Origin of the sequence: Mycobacterium sp. SMC-2 (assembly GCF_025263485.1) — a bacterium.
GTDB lineage: Bacteria > Actinomycetota > Actinomycetes > Mycobacteriales > Mycobacteriaceae > Mycobacterium.
Genome location: NZ_CP079863.1, coordinates 1,321,750 through 1,335,795, shown reverse-complemented (window position 1 = coordinate 1,335,795; position 14,046 = coordinate 1,321,750). Strand labels below are relative to the sequence as shown.

General features: G+C 69.9%; 13 protein-coding genes and 1 riboswitch. Of the genes, 5 read left to right on the top strand and 8 right to left on the bottom strand.

Annotation, left to right across the window (positions count from 1 at the left end):
• Position 1: 1 nt before the first annotated feature.
• The 4 genes from KXD96_RS06215 to thiO form a co-directional block, all read right to left on the bottom strand.
• Positions 2-760, bottom strand: coding sequence for an SGNH/GDSL hydrolase family protein (locus KXD96_RS06215; RefSeq protein WP_260743629.1), 759 nt, complete (start codon positions 758-760; stop codon positions 2-4).
• Positions 757-1,515, bottom strand: coding sequence for a thiazole synthase (locus tag KXD96_RS06210; protein WP_260743628.1), 759 nt, complete (start codon positions 1,513-1,515; stop codon positions 757-759). The genes KXD96_RS06215 and KXD96_RS06210 overlap by 4 nt, the downstream gene beginning before the upstream one ends.
• On the bottom strand, positions 1,508-1,705 hold the full coding sequence (gene thiS, locus KXD96_RS06205; protein WP_260743627.1) for a sulfur carrier protein ThiS: 198 nt from the start codon (positions 1,703-1,705) through the stop codon (positions 1,508-1,510). Before thiS ends, KXD96_RS06210 begins: the two co-directional genes overlap by 8 nt.
• Positions 1,702-2,718 (bottom strand): glycine oxidase ThiO, encoded by a 1,017-nt coding sequence (gene thiO, locus KXD96_RS06200; protein ID WP_260743626.1) that lies wholly within the window; start codon positions 2,716-2,718, stop codon positions 1,702-1,704. Before thiO ends, thiS begins: the two co-directional genes overlap by 4 nt.
• Positions 2,710-2,842: riboswitch (TPP riboswitch) on the bottom strand. (Overlaps the previous gene by 9 nt.)
• 38 nt (positions 2,843-2,880) lie before the next feature.
• On the opposite strand from thiO, the gene thiE reads away from it, so the two are divergent.
• A complete protein-coding gene (thiE, locus tag KXD96_RS06195; protein ID WP_260743625.1) occupies positions 2,881-3,552 on the top strand; it encodes a thiamine phosphate synthase in 672 nt (223 codons plus the stop codon).
• Here the strand turns inward: thiE and KXD96_RS06190 are convergent.
• Positions 3,524-4,150, bottom strand: coding sequence for an NUDIX hydrolase (locus KXD96_RS06190; RefSeq protein WP_260743624.1), 627 nt, complete (start codon positions 4,148-4,150; stop codon positions 3,524-3,526). The two genes, thiE and KXD96_RS06190, sit on opposite strands and share 29 nt — an antisense overlap.
• Positions 4,151-4,284: 134 nt before the next feature.
• Between KXD96_RS06190 and glnX the strand changes: the two genes are divergently transcribed.
• The 3 genes from glnX to KXD96_RS06175 are packed head-to-tail and all read left to right on the top strand — an operon-like array spanning position 4,285 to position 8,857.
• On the top strand, positions 4,285-5,604 hold the full coding sequence (glnX, locus tag KXD96_RS06185) for a protein kinase G-activating protein GlnX (RefSeq protein ID WP_260743622.1): 1,320 nt from the start codon (positions 4,285-4,287) through the stop codon (positions 5,602-5,604).
• Positions 5,601-6,581, top strand: a complete 981-nt coding sequence (locus KXD96_RS06180; protein WP_260743620.1) for a glutamate ABC transporter substrate-binding protein — start codon at positions 5,601-5,603, stop codon at positions 6,579-6,581. The genes glnX and KXD96_RS06180 overlap by 4 nt, the downstream gene beginning before the upstream one ends.
• A complete protein-coding gene (locus KXD96_RS06175; protein WP_260743618.1) occupies positions 6,581-8,857 on the top strand; it encodes a serine/threonine-protein kinase PknG in 2,277 nt (758 codons plus the stop codon). The genes KXD96_RS06180 and KXD96_RS06175 overlap by 1 nt, the downstream gene beginning before the upstream one ends.
• 135 nt (positions 8,858-8,992) lie before the next feature.
• Here KXD96_RS06175 and KXD96_RS06170 read toward each other — a convergent pair whose 3' ends face one another.
• The 3 genes from KXD96_RS06170 to fgd are packed head-to-tail and all read right to left on the bottom strand — an operon-like array spanning position 8,993 to position 13,224.
• The gene (locus KXD96_RS06170) at positions 8,993-10,150 is read right to left on the bottom strand and encodes an acetate kinase (protein WP_260743617.1); all 1,158 of its coding nucleotides are present in this window, start codon (positions 10,148-10,150) and stop codon (positions 8,993-8,995) included.
• Entirely contained in the window at positions 10,143-12,221 is a 2,079-nt protein-coding gene (gene pta / locus KXD96_RS06165) for a phosphate acetyltransferase (RefSeq protein ID WP_260743615.1), read from the bottom strand. Before pta ends, KXD96_RS06170 begins: the two co-directional genes overlap by 8 nt.
• Positions 12,214-13,224, bottom strand: a complete 1,011-nt coding sequence (fgd, locus tag KXD96_RS06160; RefSeq protein ID WP_260743613.1) for a glucose-6-phosphate dehydrogenase (coenzyme-F420) — start codon at positions 13,222-13,224, stop codon at positions 12,214-12,216. The genes pta and fgd overlap by 8 nt, the downstream gene beginning before the upstream one ends.
• A 41-nt stretch (positions 13,225-13,265) precedes the next feature.
• On the opposite strand from fgd, the gene KXD96_RS06155 reads away from it, so the two are divergent.
• Positions 13,266-14,009 (top strand): MBL fold metallo-hydrolase, encoded by a 744-nt coding sequence (locus KXD96_RS06155; protein WP_260743612.1) that lies wholly within the window; start codon positions 13,266-13,268, stop codon positions 14,007-14,009.
• Positions 14,010-14,046: the final 37 nt, after the last annotated feature.

Below are 14,046 nucleotides of genomic sequence, written 5' to 3'. Positions count from 1 at the left end.
GTCACCACCGCGCGGACACCAGTTCGGCTGCCGCGCGCATCCCGGCGGCGTTGGGGTGCAGCGGCGCCGGCCGGCCCGGCAGCGGCAGACCGGGTCTCGTGGTCCAGGGCTCGCCCGACCACGCGTGGTGTTGGCGGCTGGCCGCGGCGGCGCCCACCACGTCGCAGCCGGTTGCCGTCGCCGCGTCGGCCGTGAGTCGTTCCAGGCTCGCGGCCACGTGGCGACCGAGATCGGCGTCCGCTTCCGAAAGCGGGGCGGCCGGCGTGCCGGCGGGCGGCAGGACCGTCAAGTAGTCGACGAAGAAGACCCGGGCGTGCCGGGCGTGCTCACGCACCGCAAGCCCGACCGCGCACAACGATTCGAAGACCGCGTCAAGGGCCTCGTTCCGCGCGTCGCGGTCCAGCAGTTCGCAGATGCGCGCACCCAGAAGAGGCAGCCGCCGTGCGGGTCGCGGCAACGAGGCGGCCATCAGCAGCGGAATGTAGCCGACGTCGTTGCCACCTATCGTGATGGTGACCAGGCTTTCCGAGCCGTTCAGAGCGGTGATCTGGGGTGGTGTGCCGCGCCGATGATCGGCGAGCACGTGGGCGGTGGTCGCGCCGGAAAAGGTGACGTCTATTAGTTCCAGGCCGCATCGTTGCGCGACCAGGTGCGGATAGTTGCGCGCCGACCGGCCCGAGCCCCAGGGGGCTCCCGCGGCGCGGGGGCGGATGCCAGGACCGGCGGCCATCGAACTGCCCAGCGCCACATACCGTTTCATCGCTGGGGGCTCGACGCTTGGGCCCAGAAGCGCTTGGGAATTCGCCCGGCCCGACGGGCCAGATAGCCGGCCGTGACGGCGGCGGCCATCGCGGCCGCCATTGCCGCGGGATCGCCGGCCCGGGTCACCGCGGTGGCCAAAAGAACGGCGTCGCAACCCAACTCCATCGCCAGCGCGGCGTCGCTGGCGGTGCCTATGCCGGCGTCGAGCACCACCGGAACGCCGGCCCGCGCGACAATCATCTCGATGTTGTGCGGGTTGGTGATGCCCAGGCCGGTGCCGATCGGCGAACCCAGCGGCATGACCGCCGCGCATCCGGCGTCCTCGAGCCGACGCGCCAACACCGGGTCGTCGTTGGTATAGGGCAGCACGACGAACCCGTCATCGACCAATTGCTCTGCCGCCCTGACCAATTCGACCGCATCGGGCAACAGAGTGCGTTCGTCGGCGATCACCTCCAGCTTGACCCAGTTGGTGTTCAGCGCCTCGCGGGCCAGCTGGGCGGTGAGCGCCGCCTCGGCCGCGCTGCGGCACCCCGCGGTATTGGGCAGCGGCGTGATGCCGAGCCGGTTGAGCAGGTCGAGCAGCCCGGTCCCGCCCTCGGCGTCGACCCGCCGCATCGCGACGGTGGTCAGTTCGGTGCCCGAGGCGACCAACGCCTCCTCGAGCGCGGCCAGGCTGGTGGCTCCCCCGGTGCCCATGATGAGCCGCGAGGCGAAGCTGCGGTCGGCGATGGTGAGTTCTGAGTCAGCCACCCTGCACCGCCGTCAGCACCTCGAGCCGCGCTCCATCGAAAAGCTTTGTCGTCCAATTGGATCGGGGCAGCACGGCGTCGTCCACCGCCACCGCGACACCCCGATCCGGGTAGCCCAGCGATTCCAGCAGCGCGGCCACCGTGGTTTGCTCGTCGACCTCGACCATTTTCTCGTTGACGACGACGATCATGACCGTGCTCCGATCGGGGCCAGTTCGGACACGATCTGTTCCGCGGTCCACGGCGCCAGCAGGAACCCGGATCGGCCATGGCCGCCGGCTACCAGGGTTCGCTCGTCCAGGCGTTGCACCAGGGGCAGGTTATCGGGTGTCATCGGGCGCAACCCGGCGGCACACTCGGCCAACTCGTATTCGCCGAGCGCCGGCAACACCGCGCAGGCGTCGTCGAGCAGGTCACGCACTCCCGAGACCACCGGGGCCGTGTCGCGCCCGTGTTCGTACTGGGTGGCGCCGACGACCATCCCGTCCGCGCGCGGCACCAGGTACACCTGCCGCCCGCGCACGCGGGCCCGAATCACACGCTGCGGCACCGGCATACACCCCCGTCGCCAGCGCAGCCGAAGCACCTCGCCCTTGACCGGCCGCACCGGCAGGCCGGGCCACAACGCGGGGGCGTCGATGCCGTTGGCGATCACGACCGCGTCGCCGCCGACCGTGGACAAATCCAGTGCGGGCGGCGCCCATCGCACGCCGAGGCGTTCGCACTCCGCGGACAGGCCGTCCAGCACCGCGCGGTTGTCCACCGCCAGCTCGGTGGGCGCCCGAAAGCCGTGCCGGATGCCTTGTGCCAGTAGCGGTTCCAGGTCGCGGGCGGCCGACTCCCAGACCACCGGGTGCCCCTGTTCGGACAGCCAGTCGGCGACGGTGCGCAGATCCGCGACGTCGGCCCGGTCGACGGCCACCACCAGCGACTCGCGGGCGGTGACCACCTGCGGCGGCAGCCCGTCGGTGAAGCCGCCCTCGCGCCACAGTCGCAGCGACTCGCACCCCAGCCGCAACAACCGTTCCTCGCCGGGCCAGCCTTCGCTGTGCGGGGCCAGCATGCCGCCGGCGACCCACGACGCGCCCTTGTCGGCGGTGCGGTGCACCCGCACCGACCACCCGGCCTGCGCCGCGCGGCGCGCGACCGCCAGGCCGATGACGCCGCCGCCGATGACGGCCAGCGACCCGAGCTCCGATGGCATCCTTGGCCTCCCTTCGCCGGCATGACCCGGATCAGGTGTGACGGTAAGGGCAGGTCCCGCTGAACCTGGCTGTGCCCACTCTCAGCCCCGCAGATGGCTACCCGGGACTCCCGTGTCTAACTGAGTTCTTCGGGCTCCACGCTAGCGCGCTAGCGTCGCGGTGTGCATCAGCGAGTTACCCGGCTGGCGGCCGCGCGGCTATATCTCTGCACCGACGCCCGTCGGGAGCGCGGCGATTTGGCCCAGTTCGCCGACGCCGCCCTGGCCGGCGGGGTCGACATCATCCAGCTGCGCGACAAGGGATCGCGCGGTGAACAGCGGTTCGGGCCGCTCGAGGCGCGCGACGAGCTGGCGGCCTGCGAGATCCTGGCCGACGCGGCCCGCCGCCATGGCGCCCTGTTCGCGGTCAACGACCGGGCGGACATCGCCCGCGCGGCCGGCGCCGACGTGCTGCACCTCGGGCAGGGCGACCTGCCGCTGGACGTGGCCCGACAGTTCGTCGGCCCGGATATGCTGCTGGGCCTGTCCAGCCACGACCGGGACCAGGCCGAGGCTGCCGTCGCGGGCGAGGCCGACTACTTCTGCGTCGGCCCGTGCTGGCCCACCCCCACCAAACCGGGCCGCGAGGCACCGGGCCTGGACTTGGTGCGGGCGGCCGCACAGTTCGGCGGCGGCAAGCCGTGGTTCGCGATCGGTGGCATCGACGAGCAGCGGCTGCCCGAGGTGCTCGCCGCCGGCGCCCGTCGCATCGTGGTGGTGCGCGCGATCACGGCGGCCGCCGACCCCCGCGCCGCGGCGCAACGGCTCAGCTCAGCGCTTGCAGCAGGGAGTTGATGCGGGGATGCAACGGCGCCTGGTCGGCGTCCGCCGGCATGCACCAGACGAAGACGCCGGCCTCGAGCTCGATCGTGCGGGGCAGGTGCCGCCGCCGCTCGTCGGTGTGACCGAGCGGCACCAGCGCCGTCGCGGTGCGCAGCCGTTGCCAGCTCGCCGCGAAGCCGGGATGCAACGGCAGCGCGGCCACCTCGTCCTCGGCGACCCAGCGCATCTCGGCGCTCTCCCGGTTGGGCACCGTGTGCAGCAGCTCGGCCGCGTCGGCGACGACCGTGGTGTAGGTCCAGCGGGCGCTGCCGTGCCCGGCGACCTCCGCGGTGACCACCGTCGACCGCACGGTCAGCAGCTCGCCCGGCAGGCCGGCCTCCTCGTGCGCCTCGCGGACGGCGGTCTCCTCCGGGGTCTCGTGGCTGTCGCGGGCGCCGCCCGGCAGCCCCCAGGTTCCGCCCTGATGGCTCCACACCGCGCGGTGCTGCAGCAGCACCGCGGGGGTGCCGTCCGGCCGCGGGGCCCGCAACAGCAGACCCGCCGCGCCGAAGCGGCCCCAATAATGGGCGCCGCTGTCGGAAACCACCCAGCCGTCACCGTCGCCCTGCACGAGATCAGGATATGCACGCGATCTCCTGGTCAATTGGTCCGCCTCCACCCATCGGGCGCAACATGCTCTTAGAATTCGCTTATAGAGTTTCGTGCAGCTTTCCAGTGGCCACGAAAGATGAGGGCTGATTCGACGTGACGGTTGAGCTGGCGCACCCGTCGACAGAGCCGCAGGGGTCGCGGTCGCCCGCCGAACCAGCCCATCCGCGCTGGTGGTTCATCTCCACCACGCCGGGCCGCATCCTGAGCATCGGGATCGTGCTGGCGGTGCTCGGCGGTATCTGCGCCTTCGCCACCTCGACCACGATCAACCACCGCCAGCAGGTGCTGACCACGGTGCTCAACCACACCGAGCCGCTGTCGTTTGCCGCCGGACGGCTGTACACCACCCTGTCGGTGGCCGACGCGGCGGCGGCCACCGCGTTCATCGCCGAGGCCGAGCCGCCGCCCGTCCGGCAGCGCTACGAGCAGGCCATCACCGACGCGGCGGTCGCCGTGACCCGGGCGTCGAGCGGCCTGACCGACGAACCGCTGGTGCAGCTGCTGGGCCGGATCAACGCCGAACTGGCCGTTTACACCGGGCTGATCGAAATCGCGCGGACCAACAACCGGGCGGGCAACCCGGTCGGGTCGTCGTATCTGTCGGAGGCGTCGGGGCTGATGCAGTCGACGATCCTGCCCGACGCCGCACAGCTGTATCAGGCGACGTCGGAACGCGTCGATGCGGAGACCACCGCGTCCACCCAGATCCCCGCGCCCGTCATCCTGGTGGTCACCGCCACCGCCGTGTTCGGCGCCTTCGCCCACCGGTGGCTGGCCCGGCGCACCCGGCGCCGGATCAATCCGGGCCTGGTCGTGGGCGGCCTGGCTATTCTCGTCATGGTGGTATGGGTCGGGACTGCGCTGACCATCTCCACGACCGCCAGCCGTAGCGCCAAGAACACCGCCGCCGACTCGCTGAGGATCGTGACGAACGTCGCGATCACCGCCCAGCAGGCGCGGGCCGATGAGACGCTATCGCTGATCCGTCGCGGAGACGAGGAGAAGCGCAAGCAGTCGTTCTATCAGCGCATCGATTCCATGCACTCCCAGCTCGACCAGTACATGGCCCGCAGCGACGCCGTCGACAAACCCGACCTGGAGGGCGCCAACCAGCTGCTGCTGCGCTGGCGGCAGGCCAACGACCGGATCAACTCCTACATCTCGGTGGGCAACTACCGCGCGGCCACGCAGGTCGCGCTGGGCAGCAGCGAGGACGACTCCACCCCGGCGTTCGACAAGCTCGAGGACCAATTGGTCAAGGCCATCGACCAGAGCCGCAACCGCCTGCGCAACGACGTCCTGAGCGCGCGCAGCGGGCTGTCCGGCGCCCAGGTCGGCGGCGTGGTGCTCAGCCTCGGCGCCGCCATCGCGGTGGCGCTGGGCCTGTGGCCCCGGCTGAGAGAGTACCGATGACGACGCGGGCGGGCCGGTTGCGGCGGGCGGGCGCCGCGCTCGCGACGGTGGCCGTGCTGGCGGGGTGCTCGCACACGGAATCGCTGACCGTGCCCAACGTGCCGACACTGCCGCCGCCCACCCCGGTCGGCATGGAGCAGTTGCCACCGGAGCCGCCGCTACCCGCGGACGACACCAGCCAGGACTGCGACCTGACGGCGAGCCTGCGGCCCTTCCCCACCAAGGCCCAGGCCGACGCCGCGGTCGCCGACATCCGCGCCCGCGGCCGGCTGATCGTAGGGCTCGACATCGGCAGCAACCTGTTCAGCTTCCGCGACCCGATCACGGGTGAGATCACCGGTTTCGACGTCGACATCGCCGGGGAGATCGCCCGCGACATCTTCGGCGCCCCGTCGCACGTCGAATACCGCATCCTGTCGTCCGACGAGCGCGTCACCGCCCTGCAGCACTCCGAGGTCGACGTGGTGGTCAAGACCATGACCATCACCTGCGAGCGGCGCAAGCAGGTCAACTTCTCGACCGTCTACCTCGACGCCAACCAGCGCATCCTGGCCCCGCGGGATTCGCCCATCGCCAAGGTGAGCGACCTGTCCGGCAAGCGAGTCTGCGTGGCGAAGGGCACCACGTCGCTGCACCGGATCCGCCAGATCGACCCGCCGCCGATCGTCGTGTCGGTGGTCAACTGGGCCGACTGCCTGGTGGCGATGCAGCAGCGCGAGATCGACGCCATCAGCACCGATGACTCGATCCTGGCCGGGCTCGTCGAAGAGGACCCCTACCTGCATATCGTCGGGCCGAACATGGCCACCCAGCCTTATGGCATCGGGGTCAACCTGAACGACACCGGCCTGGTCCGGTTCGTCAACGGCACCCTTGAGCGGATCCGCCGGGACGGCACGTGGAACACGTTGTACCGCAAGTGGTTGACGGTGCTGGGGCCCGCGCCCGCCCCACCCACGCCGAGGTACGTGGACTGATGGCCGAGTCGGACAAGATCGAGCAGCCGGAACCCGGCGCCGAAGACGTGAGTCCGGGCACCCAACCGCCGGACACGCAGGGCGGCGGCCCGACGACGGGGCGAATCCAGGCCACGCAGGCGCTGTTCCGCCCGGACTTCGACGATGACGGCGACGATTTTCCGCACATCTCGCTCGGCACCCTGGACACCGAACCGCAAGACCGGGTGGCGGGGACGCGGGTGCTGCCGCCGGTTAGACAACTCGGCGGTGGCCTGGTCGAGATCCCGCGGGTGCGCGACATCGACCCGCTCGAGGCCCTGATGACCAACCCGGTGGTGCCGGAGGGCAAGCGGTTCTGCTGGAACTGCGGAAAGCCGGTCGGCCGGTCCAGCAAGGAGGGCAAGGGCACGTCGGAGGGCTGGTGTCCCGCCTGCGGCAGCGCGTATTCGTTTCTGCCACAGCTGAATCCGGGTGACATCGTCGCGGGCCAGTACGAGGTGAAGGGCTGCATCGCGCACGGCGGGCTGGGCTGGGTGTACCTGGCGGTCGACCACAACGTCAACGACCGCCCGGTTGTCCTCAAGGGCTTGGTGCACTCCGGTGACGCCGAGGCGCAGGCGATCGCGATGGCCGAACGGCAGTTCCTCGCCGAGGTGGTCCACCCGCAGATCGTGCAGATCTTCAACTTCGTCGAGCACAAGGACCGCAGCGGCAACCCGGTCGGCTACATCGTCATGGAGTACATCGGTGGGCAGCCACTCAAGCACGGCAAGGACAAGAAGCTGCCCGTCGCCGAGGCCATCGCCTACCTGCTGGAGATCCTGCCCGCGCTGACCTATCTGCACTCCATCGGCTTGGTCTACAACGACCTCAAGCCGGAGAACATCATGCTCACCGAGGAGCAGCTCAAGCTGATCGACCTGGGCGCGGTGTCGCGGATCAATTCGTTCGGCTACCTCTACGGCACCCCGGGCTTCCAGGCGCCGGAGATCGTGCGGACCGGGCCGACGGTCGCGACCGACATCTACACCGTGGGGCGCACGCTGGCGGCGCTCACGGTCAATCTGCCCACCCGCAACGGCCGCTACGTCGACGGCCTGCCCGAAGACGACCGCGTGCTGGGGACCTACGACTCGTTTCGCCGGTTGCTGCGCCGCGCCACCGACCCCGACCCGCGGCGCCGGTTTTCCAGCACCGAGGAGCTGTCCGCCCAGCTGATGGGCGTGCTGCGGGAGGTGGTCGCCCAGGACACCGGCGTGCCGCGGCCCGGCCTGTCGACCATCTTCAGCCCCAGCCGCTCGACGTTCGGGGTGGACCTGCTGGTCGCGCACACCGACGTCTACCTGGACGGCCAGGTCCATTCGGAGCGGTTGACGGCCCGCGAGATCGTGACCGCGCTGCAGGTGCCGCTGGTCGATCCGGCCGACGTCGCCGCCCCCGTCCTGCAGGCGACGGTGCTCTCGCAGCCGGTGCAGACCTTGGATTCGCTGCGCGCGGCCCGGCACGGCACGCTGGACGCCGACGGCGTCGAGGTGTCCGAGTCGACCGAATTGCCGTTGATGGAGGTCCGTGCGCTGCTGGACCTGGGCGACGTGGCCAAGGCGACCAGGAAGCTGGACGACCTGGCTGAGCGGGTGGGCTGGCAGTGGCGGTTGGTGTGGTACCGGGCCGTCGCGGAGCTGCTCACCGGCGACTATGACTCCGCCACAACGCATTTCACCGAGGTACTGGACACCTTTCCCGGCGAGCTGGCGCCCAAACTGGCGTTGGCCGCCACCGCCGAGCTGGCCGGTGACGTCGACGAGCAGAAGTATTACCAGACGGTGTGGAGGACCAACGACGGCGTGATCTCGGCGGCTTTCGGGCTGGCCAGATGGCTGTCCGCCGAAGACGACCGCGCCGGCGCGGTGCGCACCCTGGACGAGGTGCCGCCCACCTCAAGGCATTTCACCACCGCGCGGCTGACCAGTGCGGTGACGCTGCTGTCCGGGCGGACGAAGAGCGAGATCACCGAGGAGGACATCCGCGACGCCGCCCGGCGCGTGGAGGCGCTGCCGCCGACCGAACCGCGCGTGCTGCAGATCCGCGCACTGGTGCTGGGCTGCGCGATGGACTGGCTGGAGGACAACAAGGCCAGCACCAACCACATCCTCGGCTTCCCATTCACCGAGCATGGGCTGCGGCTGGGCGTCGAGGCCGCGCTGCGCAACCTGGCGCGGGTCGCGCCCACCCAACGCCATCGCTACGCGCTGGTCGACATGGCGAACAAGGTGCGGCCCACCAGCACGTTCTGAGGTGGGGCTCCCTTCTCCCCCGCTCCCCCCTCTCCCCCGCTTGCGTGTGCGTCCAGGGCGGCGACACGCCGAAAAGCCCCGCCCTGGGCGCACACTCAAAGCCGTGAGCGCACGCTCGGCGCAAGCGGGCGGGCCCTAACCGCCCAGCGCGCTCGCGCAGTCGCGGGCGATGGCCACTTCCTCGTTGGTCGGGATCACCAGCACGGCGATCGGGGATTCGTCGGCGGAGATCTGCCGGGCGCCCTTGCCGCCGCCGAGGTTGCGGCGCTCGTCGAGCACGATGCCCAGCTCCTCCAGGCCGGCCACCGCGTCGCGGCGCACCGCCGCGTCGTTCTCCCCGATGCCGGCGGTGAAGGTGATGACATCGGTGTGTCCCAGCACCGCCAGGTAGGCGCCGATGTACTTGCGCAGCCGGTGGGTGAACACGCTGTAGGCCAATTGCGCTGCGCTGTCGCCGGATTCGATCATGGTGCGCAGCCGCCGGAAGTCGCGCTCGCCGCACAGGCCCAGCACGCCCGACCGCTCGTTGAGCATGGATTCGACCTCGTCGACGCCCATCTTCGCGGTGTGGCAGAGGTAGCTGACGATGCTGGGGTCGATGTCGCCGCTGCGGGTGCCCATCACCAGGCCCTCCAGCGGCGTCAGACCCATCGACGTGTCGAGGGGCCGGGTGCCGGCGATCGCCGAGGCGGAGCAGCCGTTACCCAGATGCAGCACAATCTGTTTCAGGCCGCCCAGCGGCCGGTCCAGGAAGGCGGCGGCCTGCTGGCTCACATACCGGTGCGACGTGCCGTGAAACCCGTAACGGCGGATCCGCCAGCGTTCGGCCAAGCCGCGATCGATGGCATAGGTCGCCGCCGCCGGCGGCATGTCGTGGAAGAACGCCGTGTCGAACACCGCGATGTGCGGAATATCCGGCAGCAGCTTGCGCGCCACCTCGATCCCCATGATCGCGGGAGGATTGTGCAGGGGCGCCAGTTCCGACAATTGGTCGAGCTTGGCGATGACCGCGTCGTCCACCGGGGTGGGCTTGTAGAAAGTGGTGCCGCCGTGCACGACTCGATGGCCCACCGCTATCAGGCCGCACTTCCGTAGGTCGATACCCTGCTCGGACAGCGCGTCGAACGCCTGACGCAGCGCGGCGTCGTGGTCGCGGACCGGGGACGAGGACTCCCCGATGCGTTCGACGTTGCCGGTCGCGCGGGCCACGCCCGAGTCGGGCTCGACCAACTGGTATTTCAGCGAGGACGAGCCGGAGTTGATCACCAGCACGGTCGGGTTCGCGTTAACCACGGATGCCCTGTGCCTGGATCGCGGTGATGGCAATGGTATTCACGATGTCTTCGACCAGCGCCCCGCGCGACAGGTCGTTCACCGGCTTGCGCAGGCCCTGCAGCACCGGTCCGATGGCGATCGCCCCGGCGCTGCGCTGCACGGCCTTGTACGTGTTGTTGCCGGTGTTGAGGTCGGGGAAAACCAGCACCGTGGCGTGGCCGGCCACCGTCGAGTCGTGCAGCTTGGCGGCCGCGACGGACGGTTCGATCGCGGCATCGTATTGGATGGGACCCTCTACCGGTAGCTGCGGCGCCCTGCGCCGGACTAATTCGGTTGCCGTCCTTACCTTTTCGACGTCAGCCCCGGTGCCCGATTCACCGGTCGAGTACGACAGCATCGCCACCCGCGGTTCGATGCCGAACTGCGCCGCGGTGCGCGCGGAGGAGATCGCGATGTCGGCCAGCTGCTCGGGCGTCGGATTCGGGATGATCGCGCAATCACCGTACGCCAGCACCCGGTCGGGCAGGCACATCAGGAAAATGCTGGACACGGTCGAGACGTCGGGCACGGTCTTGATGATCTCGAAGGCCGGCCGAACGGTATGCGCCGTGGTGTGGGCGGCGCCCGACACCATGCCGTCGACCATGCCGTTGTACACCAGCATGGTGCCGAAATATGTGGCATCGCGCATGATCTCGCGGGCATGCTCGATGGTGACGCCCTTGGCCTTGCGCAATTCGGCGTACTGATCGGCGAACTGGAAGCGAAGCTCGCTGGTGAGCGGGTCGATCACATGCGCACCGTCGAGATCGACGCCGAGTTCCCCGGAGCGCTGCCGAATCTGCGCCTCGTCACCCAGCACGGTCAGGTCGGCGACGCGGCGCTGCAGCACCCGGCCGGCCGACTTGAGGATGCGGTCGTCGTCGCCCTCGGGCAGCACGATGTGCTTGCGATCCGAACGCGCCTGCAGGGTCAGCCGGTGGATGAACATCTGGGGCGTGGTCACAGTCGGTATCGGGATGGCAAGCTGCGCAAGCAGATCCGTGATGTCGACGTAGCGGTCCATGAGCTCCAGCGCCGTGTCGATCTTGCGCTGCGAGTTCGCCGTGACCCGGCCGCGGGCGGTGGCGGCCGCACTCGCGGTGTCGTAGGTGCCCAGCTTGGTGGCGAGGATGGGCAGTCGCAGCCGCAGCCCGGCGACCAGCGCCGCGATGGACGGATGCAGCCGGAAGCCACCGTTGAGGACGATGCACGACAGCGACGGAAAGCCTTCGGCCGCATGCGCACTGGCCACGGCCAACACCACGTCCGAACGGTCGCCGGGGGTGATGACGGCCATGCCGTCGCTCAGTCGTTCCAGCACGTGGTCGGCGGTCATCCCGGCCACCAGCACGTCGGTGACCTCGCGTTCCCGCAGCGACGCCTCACCGCTGACCGGCGTTCCGCTGACCGCCTTTTCGAGTTCGGCCACCGTCGGCGCGGACAGCAGGGGCTCTTCGGGCAGCACGTAGCTGCGTTGCTTGAAGGCCTCCAGCGCCTCCGCGACCTCGGCCAGCTGCGCCGGTTCGCAGCGGTTGGCGACCACCGCCGCGGCATGCGCGCGCTGGGAGGCCAGCTCGGCCAGGCAGACCTCGACGACGCGGGCCACCTCCTCGGGGCTGCGGCCCCGGCCGCTGACCGTCAGCAGCACCGGCGCGCCGAGGTTGACGGCGATCCGTGCGTTGACCGAGAGCTCGGCGGGCCGCGCGACGTCGGTGTAGTCGCTGCCCACGATCACCACCGCGTCGCAGTCGTCGGCCATCGCGTGATAGGCGTCGACGATGGTGGCGATCGCCGCATCGGGGTCGGCGTGCAGCTGCTGGTACGTCACGCCGACGCACTGCTCATACGGCACGCCCGCGGTGGTGTGCCCCAGCAGCAGGTCGAGGATGTAGTCGCGGTCTTTGCCGTCGAAAACGCGTGTGATGGGCCGGAATACGCCGACCTTGGCGACGGTCGCGGTCAACCGGTGCAGCAGCCCGAGCGCGAGCGTCGACTTGCCGGTCTCCGGTTCCGGAGCGGCGATGTAGATCGCTGAGGGCTCAGGCAAGTCGCCGCAGCCTGGGGGCCAGGTCCTTTTCGAAGAGCTCCAGGAACCGGCGCTGGTCGTGGCCGGGGGCGTGGAACACCAGGTGGTTGAGCCCCCAGTCGACGTAGTCCTTGACCTTCTCGACGGCCTCGTCGGGGTCGGACGCCACGATCCAGCGCTTGGCGACCTGCTCGATCGGCAGCGCGTCGGCGGCCTTCTCCATCTCGATCGGGTCGTCGATGCTGTGCTTCTGCTCGGCGGTCAGCGACAGCGGCGCCCAGAACCGGGTGTTCTCCAGCGCATGCTCGGGATCCGGATCGTAGGAGATCTTGATCTCGATCATCTTGTCGATGTCGTCGGCGTTGCGGTCGTCAACCGCCGCCCCCTCCCTGACCGCCGGAATCAGCTTGTCCTTGTAGAGCTCCTCGCCCTTGCCCGAGGTGCAGATGAAACCGTCACCGGCCCGCCCGGCGTATTTGGCCACCGCCGGTCCGCCCGCGGCGATGTAGATGGGGACGCCGCCCGGGGGCACGTCGTAGATCGAGGCGCCCTTGAGCCGGTAGTACTCGCCGTCGAAGTCGACGCGGTCGCCGCGCCACAGCTCGCGCATCAGCCGCACCGATTCGCGCAGGCGGGCGAATCGCTCCTTGAACTCCGGCCATTCGCCCTCGTAGCCGGTGGCGATCTCGTTGAGCGCCTCGCCGGTGCCCACGCCGAGGAAGATGCGGTCCGGGTACAGGCAGGCCATGGTGGCGAAGGCCTGCGCGACGACGGCGGGGTTGTACCGGAAGGTCGGGGTGAGCACCGAGGTGCCCAGCACGATCCGCTTGGTGCGTTCGCCGACGGCGGTCATCCACGCCAGCGAGAAGGGGGCATGGCCGCCCTCGTGCCGCCAAGGCTGGAAGTGGTCGCTGACGGTTGCGCTGTCCATGCCGTGCGCTTCGGCGGCGACGGCGAGTTCGACGAGCTCGCGCGGGGCGAATTGTTCGGCGGATGCCTTGTATCCAAGTTTCAGTTCGGCCACCCGTTCTTTCTACTCCTCGTCTCGCTCCTACACTCGCGGGCATGGCGGAGCTGCTTCAGGTCACCGGCACGGTGCACCTCGCCCGGGGCGATGCGGTCAACTGGACACTGGTGACCGACGACAGCGGCGTCATGCTGATCGACGCCGGCTATCCCGGGGACCGCGACGGCGTGCTGGCCTCGTTGTCCCAGCTGGGCTACGGCGTGGGCGACGTGCGCGCCATCCTGTTGACGCACGCGCACATCGACCACCTGGGCACCGCGATCTGGTTCGCCGACGCGCACGGCGTTCCGGTGTACTGCCATGCCGACGAGGTGGGGCACGCGAAACGGGAGTACCTGGAACAGGTGTCGATTGTCGATGTGGCGCTGCGGATTTGGCGTCCCCGGTGGGCCAAGTGGACCACCCACGTGGTCCGCAGCGGCGGCCTGATCCGCGACGGCATCCCCACCGCCCAACCGCTGACCGCCGAGGTGGCCGCAGGCCTGCCCGGCGCACCGAAGCCCGTTTTCAGTCCCGGCCACACCAACGGACACTGCTCGTACCTGGTCGACGGCGTGCTGGTCAGCGGCGACGCGCTGATCACCGGCCATCCCCTGTTGCGGCACCGCGGACCGCAGCTGCTGCCGGCGATTTTCAGCTACAGCCAACAGGATTGCATCCGCACGCTGTCCGCGCTGGCGCTGCTCGACACGGAGGTCCTGTTGCCCGGCCACGGCGACGTGTGGCGCGGCCCGATTCGGGAGGCGACGGCCGCGGCCCTCGCCCTGGCCGGCAGCGGATGACGCAGATGTGAGCTTTCGCGGCGCCGGCGAACGCGCG